The organism is Campylobacter curvus (assembly GCF_013372125.1).
GTDB lineage: Bacteria > Campylobacterota > Campylobacteria > Campylobacterales > Campylobacteraceae > Campylobacter_A > Campylobacter_A curvus.
Window position 1 is genome coordinate 1628131 of the sequence record NZ_CP053826.1, and the last position, 13924, is coordinate 1642054.

Below are 13924 nucleotides of genomic sequence, written 5' to 3' on the forward strand. Positions count from 1 at the left end.
ATATTCATAAATTTTAAATTATCAAGATGACATGAATTTATCATTTTTCATCATTTCAAAATTTTTAAAAACGAAGCTTCAATCGCCTTTTTAAGCTATTTTACCATCTAGTGTAAATTTAAAGTTAATTTTTTATTGAAATTTAATTTGGGAATAATATAATTCCGTCAATAATCATTATTAAAATCAAAGGAGGAAATATGAAATACAAATTATCCTTAGCACTGTCGATTTGCCTGATGTCAAATTTCGCTTTAGCTACCGATGATGTAAATTTAAGCGAGGTAACGACTTACGGCAACCTCTCTACGACGGAAGGCACTGGCTCATACACAACGGGCAATATGAGCACCGCAACGGGGCTAAATTTAAGTATCCGCGAGACACCGCAATCTGTCAGCGTCGTGTCAAATCAAATCATAAAAGACATGAATTTAAACAAAGCCGAAGATGCGCTTTCAAGCTACGCAACAGGAGTATCTTTAAATAACGATGCCGGTACAGACAGGATCGTCTCTCGCGGATTTTATATTGATAATATCCAAGAAGATGGTCTCGCCTCTTCTGTTTCAACCTCTGTTTTTGGCCCAGTCGGACAAACAAAGGAATTTACCGATCTTGAATTTTACGATAGGATAGAAGTGTTACGTGGTGTTGCAGGGCTTACACAAAGCAATGGTGAACCGGGTGGAACGGTAAATTTAGTCCGCAAACGTCCAAGCGGCGAATTTGGTTTTAATACTAGCTTAAGTATGGGTAGTTGGGATAACTATCGTGGCATGTTTGATATTACAAATGGTCTAAACAAAGACAGCACCATAAGAGGACGCTTGATAGGTATTTTAGGCAAAACCGGCTCATTTAAAAACTATAAAAATGGATATAGAGAGGCGATCAACGGATCACTTGAATTTGATATCACCGATAAAACGCTTTTAACGGTTGGCTTTTTGTGGCAGAAAACAAGAGGCGTTCGCGATATTTATGGAATACCTTTCTTTGACAAAGATGGCAATAGGCTAAATTTAGACCGCAAGAGTTACTTCGGGTCAAACTGGGATAAAACAATATATGAAAAATTTAATGTATATAGCGAACTTTCACATCAATTTAACGATGATCTTAAAGCCTACATCAGAGCAAACTATACAGATAGCGAAGGTATGACAAAATTTGGAGCGATGGGCGGCAATGGCAGTGCCTACAACGGAACGAATTCGCATACTATAAGACGCATAAAGTATGACAACGACTCGAAAGAGTTTAATTTACAAGCAGGATTTGACGGTAAATATGAGCTTTTCGGGCAAAAGCATGACTTTTTTATCAATGGCTCTATGTCTCATGAAAAATTTGTAACTAACAGAAAATGGACTCCAAATCAAGCTTTAAGCGTTTATGGCATAGGAATTTACAATTGGAGTATGTCGGCTATACCTGAGCCAGACTGGGATAATAGAGGCATACTGGCAGAAGACTACACGCAAACCACAAAAATCAATCAGCGTGCCCTAAGCCTAGGCACACGATATAATTTTACGGATACGTGGCATCTATTGATCGGCGGGCGATATGCTAGAGTGGAGTATGACAGATATCAGCACGACTATAAATTTTACCCTTTATATTCAGGCAAGCGAAACTCACCAAAAAATACTCACTTTACACCTTATGCTGGTTTAGTTTGGGACTTTACGAAAAATTTATCTTGGTATGTTAGCTACGCTGAAATCTTTAAACCACAAACAAATGAAACTCGCGATAGAAAACTACTTGATCCGTATGTTGGCTACAACTTAGAAACCGGATTAAAAGGAGAATTTCTTGACGGAGCGTTAAATACCAGCCTTGCGTTTTTCCAAGTCATACAAAAAAATAGACCAGCAGTTGATCCGATAAACACAGACTACTCAATAGCCGAAGGCAAAATAAGAAGTCGTGGTATCGATGCGGAGATACAAGGCGCGATCAATGAACACTGGAATGTATTTACCGGATATACCTTTAATAAAAGCGTATATATGGAGACAGAGCAAAATAATGCTAGAACGGACTACTCAAAAGGCGCAGATGCTAAAAAATACATACCTAGGCATCTACTAAAACTCTATACAAGCTATGAAATACCTATCGCAAGTCAGCAAAAGGTAGTGCTAGGAACTGGCATAAGATACCAAAGCAAAACAGCTAGTCAATACAACACAACGTATTCTAACTATGTGCCAGCACAAAAGGCTTACACGCTTTGGGACGCAAATGTTAATTATTACATAAATAAAAATTTCAACATCAACTTGGCGGTTAGAAATATAACGGATAAAAAATACTTTAAAAATACCCAAAATAGACTTGCTGGACAAAATAACTATTACGGCGATCCGCGAAATTTCATGCTTACGCTTAACTACACTTACTAAAATTTTAGCTTTGGGGTTGTAAAATCCCAAAGCTAAATTCAGGGTCAAATTTTGGATACATTAAAGCATTTTTTCGAGATCATAAGCTGGTATTGGTTTAAAAAAGACGCGATAAAAGCGTGGCTCATGCTCGCTCTAACGCTTGGCTTTAGCCTCGCTATCGTCAAGGTCGCCACCCTCATGAACGCCTGGGACAAGAAATTTTACGACGCCTTGAGTAACTTTCAAAAAGAGCTCATCTTGCCACTTGTGGGCGAATTTCTCATTTATACCGCATTTATCGTGCTTTTCATAGTGCTTGGCAGCTGGTTTAAAAAGCTGCTCGTGATCTCATGGCGAGAGAGTCTAAGCGATAAAATGGAAAATCTCTGGCTGCAAAATGCGAATTTTTACCGTCTCTCACAAAACGAAAGCTTTGATAACCCGGACCAGCGTATCGCCGAGGACAGCCTACTTCTAGCTGATATGAGCATAAATTTAGTCAAGTCCCTAGTCTACAACCTCTCAAAGCTGGTCGCCTTTACCGCGATCTTGTGGGAGGCGTCAAAGGTCGTAAATTTCACCCTCTTTGGATACGACATAACGATGAGCGGCTTTTTAGTCTATATCGCCGTCATCTACACGCTCGTTTGCTCGCTTATAACGCACCTCATCGGTAAAAATTTAAAAGGCCTCAACTATGAAAAGCAACAAGTCGAGGCGAACTATCGTGCAAATTTACTCATCACTCGTGAAAATGCCGAAGCAGTCGCGTTTTTAAAGGGCAGCAAAGCGGAAAAAGAGCGCTTTAGAGGCGGCTTTTTAGACATCGTGAAAAACTGGCGCGTCATAATGAATACGGAATTTCGCCTCGAGTGCTTCTCTGCCAGCTATCTAAAGATCACGAACCTGATCCCGATATTTGCGTCGCTGCCGCTATATTTCGCGCGTACGATGAGCTTTGGCGATATGATGCAGGCGCGCTCGGCGTTTTATAGCGTCCAAGACGGCTTGGCGTGGTTTATGGACTATTACAAGCAGATCATGACCTGCGCGGCGAGCGTGGAGAGGATCTATAAATTCACTCACGCCACGCAGCAAAGCCATAAAATTTTAGAATTTAATCACACTCAAAATAGCGTCAAATGTGAAAATTTAGAGGTGAGGACGCCAAATCAAAAAGTGCTCACTAGCGGTCTAAATTTCACGCTCACGCCTGGTAAATGGCTCGTGCTAAGCGGCAAAAGCGGAGCCGGCAAAAGCAGCGTATTTAGGTATCTGGCTGGCATCTGGGAGTTTGGTAACGGCCTGGTGGCGATGCCGCGCGATGGCGTGATGTTCCTACCGCAAAAGCCGTATCTAGCCAAGATGAGTCTAAAAGCGCTCATTGCCTACCCGCAAGATCCAAGCGATGAGGACGCGAAATTCGAGCGGATTTTAGAGCGCGTGGGACTGGCGAAATTTAAAAGCGATCTAAACGAGCGTAAAGACTACGCCAAAATTTTAAGCGGCGGCGAAGCTCAGCGCGTAGGTTTTGCGAGGATCTATTTTCACGAGCCTAAAATTTTGTTTATGGACGAGGCGACTTCGGCTCTTGACTCGCCTTCTGCGCGCGAGCTTTTGATAAATTTAAAGGCCGATTTTAACGAGCTTGGCGTACTGGCGATACTGCACCAAGAAGAGCTCAAAGATATATTTGACGAGGCGATCAAGATCAAATAATGACTAAATTCAGCACGAACTATCGCCTCGTAAATTGACTTCGCTTGAAAAAGCCTTTTGCAAATGAGCAGACTTATCGTCCGTAGTCCGCACAAGTAAAATTTAAAAATATTCCAGACATTGATAGGCAGAATTTAAGAATATTCAAGACACAATCAGCGTAGTTTGACTTTTGATTTTGTCCCCACGAAGAAGCGTATGCTCTATACGTGACTGACGTGGGGAGCGAAATCAAAATTAAAATCCGTCATTTGTGGTAAATTCTGGAGCAAATTTCAAAACTATTCCAGACAGATTGTATATAGTTTATTTAAAATTTTACTCCTTGCAAATGAGCGGACTTATCGTCCGTGATTGCAGCAAGGAGATAAAATTTTAATTAAAATCTACCCGAGCTGGGGAATTAAGCATTGGGAATTCTGCGGTTGAAAACCCCGACATATAGAGCAAAAATAAACCCTGCCGCCACCGTCCACGGAGCCGTAGCAGTGATGCCTGCTCCGCTGCTTGCTAGTAAAAAGTTATGCGCGATCGCAGCACCGGCCATCATGCCGATGATGAAGATCACGGAGCTTAGATTGCCCGTGCCTATTTGCACCAGATGCTTGCCAGGACACCCCTCGCTCAGGCTAAAACAAAGTCCCGCGAGCACCATGCCTAGGAAGTTCCAAACAAAGTCGTTGTGCGCGATAGGCTGACCTTCAAAGCCAAATTTATACTGCCCGAGCGCTAAATTTGCGATGCTGGCAAAAAGGATGATGCTAACGATACCGCTAAACATCGAAAAATCCTTCCTAAAAAGCCTGCCAAACGCGCCAACGCTGCAAAATTTGCTCTTATGCATGAGCCCACCTACGATCACGCCAGCCATGAGCGAGACCCACACCGCCGCGTGCTGAGCTCCTGGGCCTTTTGCGGAGGTAAATAGCGCCCCGTTTTCACCGATTTTAAGCCCAAACACAAGTGCCAAAAGCAGCAAAACGCCGATCACCGCAGGCAAGATACCAATGGCAAAATTCGCCCTTTCGCCCTCGCTTAGCTCATAGCCGCGCTTTTTGAGCAAAACGCCGATCGCCACGCCCGCAAATAGCCCCAAAAAGCCCGCTATCGCCGTCATATCGCCCCCGCCCAGACGCAAAAACGCTCTCCACGGGCAGCCAAGAAAAACTAGACAACCAATCATCGCAAAAACACCCAGAAAAAAGCGCGTAAAAGGCGATGAACCCGTGCTTGGCGCAAACTCTTTCGTCCAAAAAAGACTCGCTAAAAAGCCGCCTAAAATGAGCCCGATGATCTCGGGGCGCACATACTGCACGACGCCGGCTCTATGAAAGCCCAGCGCACCCGTGATGTCGCGCAAAAAGCAAGCCGCGCAAACGCCCATATTGCCGGGGTTTCCAGCAAAAACCAAAAACGCACCAAGCACTCCGAGCGCACCGCCCGAGATCACATACCATTTTGTAGAATTCATGAAATTTTCCTAAAAATGAAGTAAAATCAACCTGATTTCTTAAACGATATTTTAATACGCCAAAAATAAAAAAGTAATAAATCGAGCGCCATTTTGACGGACTAGCGACGAAAAATCATAACACAAGCCTCAAATTTAGCCCGCATCTAAATCATCAATAGGGTTTAATGCAAAAATGCTAAAATAGCCAAAAATTTAGGAGAGAAAATGAAGCAAAATTTCCCAACCTACGAAGAGACGCTACAAACGCTAAAAAGCACGATAACGCCGTGGGAGCGCGTAGAAAAGGTCACTATCACCGAAGCGCTTGACCGCCACATCGCATTTGACGTCATCGCGGCGGACAACTACCCAGCGCATGCGACTTCGGCGATGGACGGATACGCCTTTGCTTGGAGCGAAGGTTTGAGTGAGCTCACACCGCTAGCCGACCTACCAGCAGGTAGCGACAAGGGCATCATCGTAGGGCACGGAGAGTGCGTAAAGACCTTCACTGGCTCGCTGATGAGCGAGGGCACTGACACGCTCGTCCCGGTCGAAAACGTGGAGGTCGCGGGCGACAAGATCATCATCAAAATCCCCGTCAAAAAGGGCTTTGCCGTGCGCGAGGTCGGGGAAAGCTACAAAAAGGGTGAAATTTTGATAAAGCGCGGCACTCGCCTAAACTACGGCGAGATCGCACTTTTAGCCGAGCTCGGGCTGTTTCACATCAGCGTTTTCGTGCGCCCAAAGGTCGCGATATTAGCCACGGGAAGCGAGATAAAAGACCTTGGCGAGCCGCTACTAAACGCCGCGCAGATCCACAGCTCAAACCACATCGGCATCGCTGCAATAGTGCGTAAAATGGGCGCCGAGCCAATGCTGTGCGAGATCGTTCGCGACGAAGCGGACGCGGTCAAAACGGCGATGCTAAACGCCCTAAAAACCGCCGACATCCTCGTCACCACGGGCGGGGTGAGCATGGGCGACTACGACTTCGTAAAGGGCGCACTGGGCGAAAATTTCACGCTCATCATCACGGGCGCAGCGATCAAACCCGGGCGGCACATCAAGGTCGCAAAAGCTGGCGAGCGATACGTCTTTGCGCTGCCGGGCTTTCCCTACACGGCGATGGTGACGTGCGCGCTTTATGTGCGGGTGCTGGTGGAGGCGTGGCTGGGGCGAGAGCAGCACAGGATCACGGCGATCATGGACGAGGATTACAAAAAACGCTCGCCATTTCTGGAATTTACGGCGGTAAATTTAACGAGCCGAGAGGGCAAAAATTTCGTAAATTTAAACGGCAAGAGGCTTGGCAGCTCAGCGATCGTAAATAACCTGCTAAACGACGCCGCGCTTTTAATCATCCCGCAGGAGAAGGACCTCCTCGCCAAAGGCGAAGTGGTCGAAGTGCTGAAAATGGTCTGAATTTTTAACTCAAATTTGCAAAAATCGCAGTAAAATAACGCCGAAATTTCACTACAAGGAAAGAAAATGCTCGTAATCGGCGAAAACGCCCTTTATAAATTCGACATCGATTCAAAAGAAATAATGGAAAAATACCTCTGCGAGCTTGGCGAGGAGCTAGAGGTCGATATCAGCGACTATACCTTCGCCGCAAACTACATCTGGCTATCAAACGTCAGCGGATTTTACGCGATCGTGAGCGAGTGCTTTTGTCTGTTTGCGATGAGCGGCAGTGAGCTAAGCATGCTACTTCCGCCTATCGGTAGGCTCAAAAACCTAAAAACCGCGATAGAAAAGTGCTTTGAGATAATGAATCAAAACAACAGCTCGCGGCATTTCTCGCACATCGACTACGTCGCGGAGTGTATTTTGGAGAAATTTGCCGTCTCGATCGACGAGAGTGCCAATATCTTTGACGTTTTCGAGGATTATTTGTTTGAAAAGCGGCTGGCAGACTACATTTATAAGGCCGAAAACCTGATCGAGCTAAAAGGCAACTCCTATCACACCAAGCGCACCGAGATCAATAAATTTAAAAACACATACCCAAATTTCAGCATCCAAACGCTCGCACCCGAAAAGCACAAGGACGAGATCATCGAGCTTTCAAACAAATGGGCTAAGGAACGCATGAAATACATGCCAAAAGAGCAAGCCGACGCCTTTATGGAGGGTATCTATCAAGAGCACGCCGCGATAAAACGCATGCTGGATCACTACGACAAGCTGGAGCTCATCGGCATCGTGCTTTACATCGACGGCGTGATGCAGGGCTTTACGGTCGGTGAGCGTATCAACGAGGGCGTAGCGAGCGTCATCCTGGAAAAGACGAATTTTGAGGTCTTAGGCTGCGCGCAGTTTATTTTCAGGGAATTTAGCAAAATTTTAAAGAGCGAATACGGCTGCGAATTTATAAATGTGGGCGATGATATGGGCTTTGAAAACCTAAAAAAGGTCAAGATGAGCTACCGCCCCGAGCGCCTTGATATAAAATACACGATCTTTCAAAAGTGAAATTTAGATGATAGAACGGGCAAATTTAGGCGACGCCAGCGAGCTTAGCCGCCTTGAAAATGAGGTCTTTGATAAATTCAATAGCCCACTTTCAAAGCGCAGCTTCATCTATCATGCACGCAAAAATTTGCTCCTCGTTTTTAGGCAAAACGGCGAAATTTTAGGCTACATCCTAGTCTTTGCCTATCTTAATATCCCGCGCATCTACTCGCTAGCCGTCAGCCCAAAAGCCCGCTGCAAAGGCATCGGCAAAGCCCTTTTAGCAGCCGTCACAGCTAAATTTGACACGCTTAGGCTAGAAGTGCGCACCGACAATCAAAAAGCGATAAATTTATACGAAAGCTTTGGCTTTAAGAAAGGCAAAATTTTACCAAGATACTACGACGACGGTTGCGACGGGATAGAGATGAAATTTAGCAAAATCGCCTCAAAATAAATAAAATTTACCGATCGTATTGACCGTCATAACAGCGCATTTTCTGGCGCTCATCAGCCCCGGACCTGATTTTTTGTTTATGGTCAGAAGCTCACTTCGAAACAAAAGATCGGTCGCCATCGCCACCGCGCTTGGTATCGCCACGGCAAACGTCCTATACTTAGTGCTTTGTATCATCGGCGTGGGCTCAGTGATCGCTCGCTCGCTTGTGCCAATAAGCGTGCTAAAACTACTTGGCGGAGCGTTTTTACTAAGCGCCGCATATCGCGCGTTAAGAGCAAAGCGCGAGGAATATGCGTTTATAGCGGACTTTGAGACTAGCGGCAAAGTGCAAAACTCGTTCGCGAAAGAATTTGCGCCGGGGCTTTTCTCGGGTCTGTCAAATCCAAAAAGTATCATCTTTTGTCTGAGCCTATTTTCGGTCGTCCTGACGACAAATGTGAGCCTCGCGTTAAGCGTCGCACTTGGAGTGTGGATGAGCCTGCTCGTATTTTGTGGGATGCGACGATAGTTTTGGCGCTTTCCGGTAGGCGCGTGCGGACAGCCTTTGGCAAGGCGGCGCTTATATAGACAAGCTAGCCGGCGTACTACTAAGGCTACTTGGGCTAAAACTGCTTCAAAGCGCGCTACAAAGGCAGCTATAAGAGAATTTACCACAGCTTTTATAAGGCTATTTTTATCTATTTTGTTTTAAAACCCCAAATGGCATTTCTAATGAAAGCGAAGCGACCGTGTAAAATTATTTGTAGAGCAATGGCGATAGCGTCGTTTCATAAGATTTGACTACGCCAAAACATTTAAAATTTGGCTTTGTTATAGTAAAGTTATTGATACCCGCTACGCCTCTGCTTTGCAGTTGCGAACGAAGTGAAGCGTCCCTTTGGGCTGCGAGCAACGCAAAGCAGAAAAACCTTACTCGCTTCAGGAGTGACCTAGCACAGGAGAATGTGAACAGTATTCGAGTAGAACAGCGTTTCAAGGAAATCTTTTTGCTTAGCAAAAAACTACTCAGCCCCTACGGGCTTCCCTAATTTTTCGTTTCGTTGCACTCACGACTGCAAGCAGACCGCGTTCAGCTTGTGGCTTCTGCTTCGTAGCGTAGTTTTGCTTCAACTTCGTCTCACAACTGCAGCAGAGCGTCACGAGCGATAGCGAAGTGAAAAATCGGCGGTGATAAGCTCGCTAACAAGGTTTTTACAGGGATGCTGCTCGCATTCTCCTGCTCTTGAAAGTTAAAAATCAATACTTCGTCAGAATAGAGCCTTTAAAATTTTAAAAATCAACGCCTCTTGAACTAAGGCTTTAAATTTATATCTCGTGCCGCAGTGAGCGCACTTGCAAAGGCAAAATGCAGATTGTATCCGCCAAGCATCCCGGTCGCGTCTAGCGCCTCGCCAATGAAATAAAGCCCGCGCACGCTTTTGCACTCTAAATTCGCGCTAAGCCCGCTCGTATCGACCCCACCGCGACTGACCTCAGCCCGCTCAAAGCCAAGCGTCCCGGCTGGCGCGAAGCCGTAGTCAAAAAGCCGCAAGACCTCGCTCTTTTGCGCTTCGCTAAGCTCGTCAAACGCACCGTCACGCACGCCGATCGCTTGCAAAAACCCAAGCGTGAAACGCCGTGGCAATGGCAAGAGCGTCGAGATTTGCTTCTTCGTGCCACGCAGGTTTCGCGGGTCAAATTTGGGCGCAAAATTCACGTTCATCGCACCCCTTTGCCAAAAAAGAGAGGCGTTTAGCATCGCAGGTCCGCTGATGCCCTTGTGCGTGAAAAGCACGTCGCCAGCGAGCTCGCGCCCCGCCACGCGCACCAGCGCGCCAAAGCAAACGCCGCTTAGATTTTTAAACCAAAATTCGCTTCTTTGCACGGTAAATCCCACGAGCGCGGGGACAAACGGGCTAAATTTGAGCCCAAAATTTGACGCGATTTTAAGCGCGATGTCGCTTGCTCCAAGCGATTTGTAGCTCGCACCTCCACTTGCGACGACGACGTTTTTAGCGTGAAATTTCTCACCGCTAGCGGTCAAAATCTCGAAAATTTCGCTTAAATTTTGACTTTGAGATACCGCCACCACTTGCATGCCATAAAAAATTTCCGCCCCGCTTTGTCTGGCGCGCTTTAAAAGCACGCCCAAAACGTCACGCGAGCCGCTATCGCAGAAAAACTGGCTTTGCTTTTGCTCGCTAAATTTCAGCTCGTTAAAAAATTTCAACACGTCGCTAAATTTTAGATTTTTCAAGATATTTGAGATAAATTCGTAATCGCCCACGTAGTTTTCTGCGCTGATGTGGCGGTTTGTGATGTTGCAGCGTCCGCCACCACTTGCGACGATCTTTTTGCCGGTGGTAGCGTTTTTCTCGAGGATCGCGATGCTTTTACCACGTAAATTCGCAGCCGCAAAGAGCCCGGCCGCTCCGCCTCCGATGATCAAAACATCGTATATCACGCTTTTAAGATATCTCTTATGTGTGCTTCGTCTATTATGGTGTTGTCAAATTTCACGACTTGGTTTTTACCGGATTTGTAGCACTCTACGATACCCCTGACACCGTCAAGAAGCCTAAGATCAGGCGCGTTTGAGGCGTCAAAATAGATATTTTTAAACGCACGCGGATCTTTTAGCCTAAAAAGTAGCACGAACCACACCGCACAAAGCACGATGCAAATCACCGCCAGTACCTTGAAATCGTGCTCGTGAAGTATGTGTCCGCCGATCACCCCACCCATGAAACTGCCAAAATACCCAAACGAATTAAACACGCCAAGGGCCGCACCTTTTTGATTTGACTTGGCAAATTTCGTCGCGCAAGACTGCATTATCGGCTCGTGCAGGTTAAAACCTATAAAAAATATCACTATGCCAACGATAAAAATGCCAGCAGTGCCACTGACCGCAAAAACGCCGTAAGAAATGATAAAAAGCGCCACTCCAACGATCAAAATACCCTTACTAAGGCCCTTGCCATCGCCTAAAAAACCTCCAAGCCCCATCGCCACAAAGCCAAAACCCGTGCTTACGGCATAGACCCTCCACAGATGCGCCTGTTCATAGCCAAGCTCCTTGACAAGCACGATAGGGATTGCCAAAAATGCGACACTAGTGAGCATCTTTTGCATCATGCTGGTGACATTCATAAGCATCAGATCTTTTTGGAAGATAAGCTTTTTAAGCGGGACTTTCTCGTCGTGATGGACGAATATAGGCTCGCTTGGCACGACCATATAAAGCAGCAAGATGCAAAACACGCTAAGAGCGGCGCTTATATAAAACAGGCTATCGAGGCCGAATCTCTCGCTTAAGATCGGGCTTAGTACCATAGAAAGTGCGAAGCTAAGCCCTATGAAAGCGCCCATGATCGCCATCGCTCGCGACCTGATCTCCTCCTTGGTATAGTCGCTTATCATCGCCGTAGCCACCGCGCCTATCGCACCCACGCCCTGAAGCAGCCGCCCGGCTATCATCGTGTAGATATCCTGAGCGCCTGCACAAATAAATGAGCCGACGATAAAGATACAAAGGCCTACTGTCAGGGTCTTTTTGCGTCCGATCTTGTCAGATAGCGTGCCAAAAGGCACCTGAAAGATCATTTGCATGATCGCATACGCACCGATCAAAAGCCCGATCAAAAACTCATTTGCGCCCTTTAAATTCAGCGCATAAAGGCTAAGTACCGGCAGAACGATAAAGATACCAAAAAATCTGCTGCCAACTATAAATGATAACGGCAAAACGCTTTTTAACATGAATTTCCTTTTGCTAAGAGTGCAAATTTTATCATCAAAACGCTAATTTAAATTTAAAACACTTATGTTTTTAAACGGGTTTAGGGTAGAATCATGCAAAATTTTAGATGAATTTTGCGTAAGATGGCTGGGAATTTATTCCAAACAGATTGTGTGTAGTTTGGATAAAATTTATGCGCTGGCAAGGGAGCGTATGGGCTATACGTGACCGCCGCGAGCGTATAAATTTTATTCAAAATTCAGCCGATATGGGGAATTTCAAAAATGAAAATAGTTTTGGCAACGAGTAATCAAGGCAAAGTCAAAGAAATCAAAGACTTCTTAAAAGGCTACGACATCCACGCTCTAAGCGAGATCTGCGAGCCGTTTGAGATCATCGAGGACGGCACGACGTTTCAGCAAAACGCACTCATCAAGGCGCGCGCGATTTATAGCAAAATTTGCGAGCTGAATTTGCAAGACGAGTTCATCACGCTTAGCGATGACAGCGGCATTTGCGTGGATGCGCTTGGCGGCGAGCCCGGTATATTTTCGGCGCGTTTTAGCGGTGCGGGTGCGAGCGACGCCAGCAACCGAGCAAAGCTCATAGCGCGACTAAAAGAGCTGAATTTAAGCAGCTCAAAGGCCCACTACACCGCCTGTATCGCGGTCGCGTCAAAATTTGGCGAGTTTAGCACGCATGGCTTCATGCACGGCACTGCGATAGCGGCCGAGCGCGGAGAAAACGGCTTTGGCTACGATGCGCTTTTTATCCCGGAAGGCTTTGATAAGACGCTTGGCGAGCTTGACGACGAGACAAAGCTCAAAATCTCTCACCGCTCAAAGGGGCTGAATTTAGCAAAATTTATACTTAAAAATTTGCGGCAAAAATTTGAATCAGCCGACCTGGCGGCCACAAGCAGAGCCAAATTTAAATTTTGAGCGCGCAAAAGCCTTCAAGGCGCGAGACATCAAGTCGCTGATGGCAAACGTAAATAAAGCAAGTGTGCGAGCTATGGGCATAGGCAAACGGCAACTTTGATGCGTCTAAACACTACCGCGAGAATTTGGAGATAAAATGAGCGAAATCTTACTACGTGGCTTTTTGCTGGGAGCTAGTCTCATCATCGCTATCGGCGCGCAAAACATATTCGTCTTAAAGCAATCTTTAAGCAAAAATCATATCTTTGCCATCTGTTTGACGTGCGCACTGTGCGACACGGTGCTACTTAGCATGGGCGTGTATGGTGTGGGCGAAACGCTTGGGCGCAGTAAAATTTTTAGCATCATCATCGCTGTTTTGGGCGCTATATTTTTGTTCGCTTACGGCGCACTCGCATTAAGATCGGCGTTCAAGGCACAGAGTGAAATAAATTTAAACGTACAAAAAGCAAGAGCCACGCTAAAAACGACGCTAGCCAAAACACTTGCCATTACGCTACTAAACCCGCACGTTTATATCGATACCGTCGTCATCGTGGGTGGTATCGCCGCGACTATCCCGGCATCGCAAAAGGCGTTTTTCCTTTTAGGCGCGGTAGTAGCGTCTTTTGCGTGGTTTTTCGCACTTGGATACGGCGCAAAGGCAGCATCTGTACTTTTTAAAAGCCCCAAAACATGGCGTATTTTAGATCTGGTGACAGCGGCGATAATGTTTTACATTGGCGCACTGCTCGTGAAATTTGTGATAGAAAATTTATAAATTTAGTCCAAAAC

The 13924-nt window shown here is 45.9% G+C and carries 11 protein-coding genes; 8 read left to right on the plus strand and 3 right to left on the minus strand.

The features are described 5' to 3' along the window. Positions 1–200: 200 nt before the first annotated feature. Positions 201–2417 carry a TonB-dependent siderophore receptor gene (locus CCVT_RS08010; RefSeq protein WP_018136018.1) on the plus strand — a complete coding sequence of 739 codons (2217 nt, stop codon included), beginning with the start codon at positions 201–203 and terminating at the stop codon, positions 2415–2417. Positions 2418–2468: 51 nt separating this feature from the next. Next, positions 2469–4118 (plus strand): ABC transporter ATP-binding protein/permease, encoded by a 1650-nt coding sequence (locus CCVT_RS08015; RefSeq protein WP_018136017.1) that lies wholly within the window; start codon positions 2469–2471, stop codon positions 4116–4118. Positions 4119–4521: 403 nt separating this feature from the next. On the opposite strand, the gene yedE is transcribed toward CCVT_RS08015, so the two are convergent. After that, positions 4522–5589 carry a YedE family putative selenium transporter gene (yedE, locus tag CCVT_RS08020; RefSeq protein WP_018136016.1) on the minus strand — a complete coding sequence of 356 codons (1068 nt, stop codon included), beginning with the start codon at positions 5587–5589 and terminating at the stop codon, positions 4522–4524. A 207-nt stretch (positions 5590–5796) separates the two neighbouring features. Between yedE and CCVT_RS08025 the strand changes: the two genes are divergently transcribed. The 4 genes from CCVT_RS08025 to CCVT_RS08040 all read left to right on the plus strand — a co-directional run bounded on the left by CCVT_RS08025 (position 5797) and on the right by CCVT_RS08040 (position 8996). Further along, positions 5797–6996, plus strand: coding sequence for a molybdopterin molybdotransferase MoeA (locus CCVT_RS08025; RefSeq protein WP_018136015.1), 1200 nt, complete (start codon positions 5797–5799; stop codon positions 6994–6996). A 66-nt stretch (positions 6997–7062) separates the two neighbouring features. Further along, complete coding sequence (locus tag CCVT_RS08030) at positions 7063–8049, plus strand: DUF2156 domain-containing protein (RefSeq protein ID WP_018136014.1); 987 nt, start codon at positions 7063–7065, stop codon at positions 8047–8049. Positions 8050–8056: 7 nt separating this feature from the next. After that, positions 8057–8485 (plus strand): GNAT family N-acetyltransferase, encoded by a 429-nt coding sequence (locus CCVT_RS08035; RefSeq protein ID WP_018136013.1) that lies wholly within the window; start codon positions 8057–8059, stop codon positions 8483–8485. Positions 8486–8504: 19 nt separating this feature from the next. Beyond that, positions 8505–8996 carry a LysE family transporter gene (locus tag CCVT_RS08040; protein ID WP_211205625.1) on the plus strand — a complete coding sequence of 164 codons (492 nt, stop codon included), beginning with the start codon at positions 8505–8507 and terminating at the stop codon, positions 8994–8996. Positions 8997–9779: 783 nt separating this feature from the next. Here CCVT_RS08040 and CCVT_RS08045 read toward each other — a convergent pair. Next, the gene (locus tag CCVT_RS08045) at positions 9780–10931 is read right to left on the minus strand and encodes an aminoacetone oxidase family FAD-binding enzyme (RefSeq protein ID WP_018136011.1); all 1152 of its coding nucleotides are present in this window, start codon (positions 10929–10931) and stop codon (positions 9780–9782) included. After that, positions 10928–12229 carry an MFS transporter gene (locus CCVT_RS08050; protein WP_018136010.1) on the minus strand — a complete coding sequence of 434 codons (1302 nt, stop codon included), beginning with the start codon at positions 12227–12229 and terminating at the stop codon, positions 10928–10930. The genes CCVT_RS08045 and CCVT_RS08050 overlap by 4 nt, the downstream gene beginning before the upstream one ends. Before the next feature lie 264 nt (positions 12230–12493). On the opposite strand from CCVT_RS08050, the gene CCVT_RS08055 reads away from it, so the two are divergent. After that, positions 12494–13150 (plus strand): non-canonical purine NTP pyrophosphatase, encoded by a 657-nt coding sequence (locus CCVT_RS08055; RefSeq protein WP_026175404.1) that lies wholly within the window; start codon positions 12494–12496, stop codon positions 13148–13150. 136 nt (positions 13151–13286) lie between these two features. Beyond that, the gene (locus CCVT_RS08060; protein ID WP_018136009.1) at positions 13287–13910 is read left to right on the plus strand and encodes a LysE/ArgO family amino acid transporter; all 624 of its coding nucleotides are present in this window, start codon (positions 13287–13289) and stop codon (positions 13908–13910) included. Positions 13911–13924 lie beyond the last annotated feature (14 nt).

Bases quoted from the DNA above. Each gene is read 5' to 3' on its own strand.
- CCVT_RS08060 (WP_018136009.1), top strand. From the start codon at position 13,287: ATGAGCGAAATCTTACTACGTGGCTTTTTGCTGGGAGCTAGTCTCATC.
- yedE (WP_018136016.1), bottom strand. From the start codon at position 5,589: ATGAATTCTACAAAATGGTATGTGATCTCGGGCGGTGCGCTCGGAGTG.
- CCVT_RS08050 (WP_018136010.1), bottom strand. From the start codon at position 12,229: ATGTTAAAAAGCGTTTTGCCGTTATCATTTATAGTTGGCAGCAGATTT.
- CCVT_RS08010 (WP_018136018.1), top strand. From the start codon at position 201: ATGAAATACAAATTATCCTTAGCACTGTCGATTTGCCTGATGTCAAAT.
- CCVT_RS08035 (WP_018136013.1), top strand. From the start codon at position 8,057: ATGATAGAACGGGCAAATTTAGGCGACGCCAGCGAGCTTAGCCGCCTT.
- CCVT_RS08055 (WP_026175404.1), top strand. From the start codon at position 12,494: ATGAAAATAGTTTTGGCAACGAGTAATCAAGGCAAAGTCAAAGAAATC.
- CCVT_RS08030 (WP_018136014.1), top strand. From the start codon at position 7,063: ATGCTCGTAATCGGCGAAAACGCCCTTTATAAATTCGACATCGATTCA.
- CCVT_RS08025 (WP_018136015.1), top strand. From the start codon at position 5,797: ATGAAGCAAAATTTCCCAACCTACGAAGAGACGCTACAAACGCTAAAA.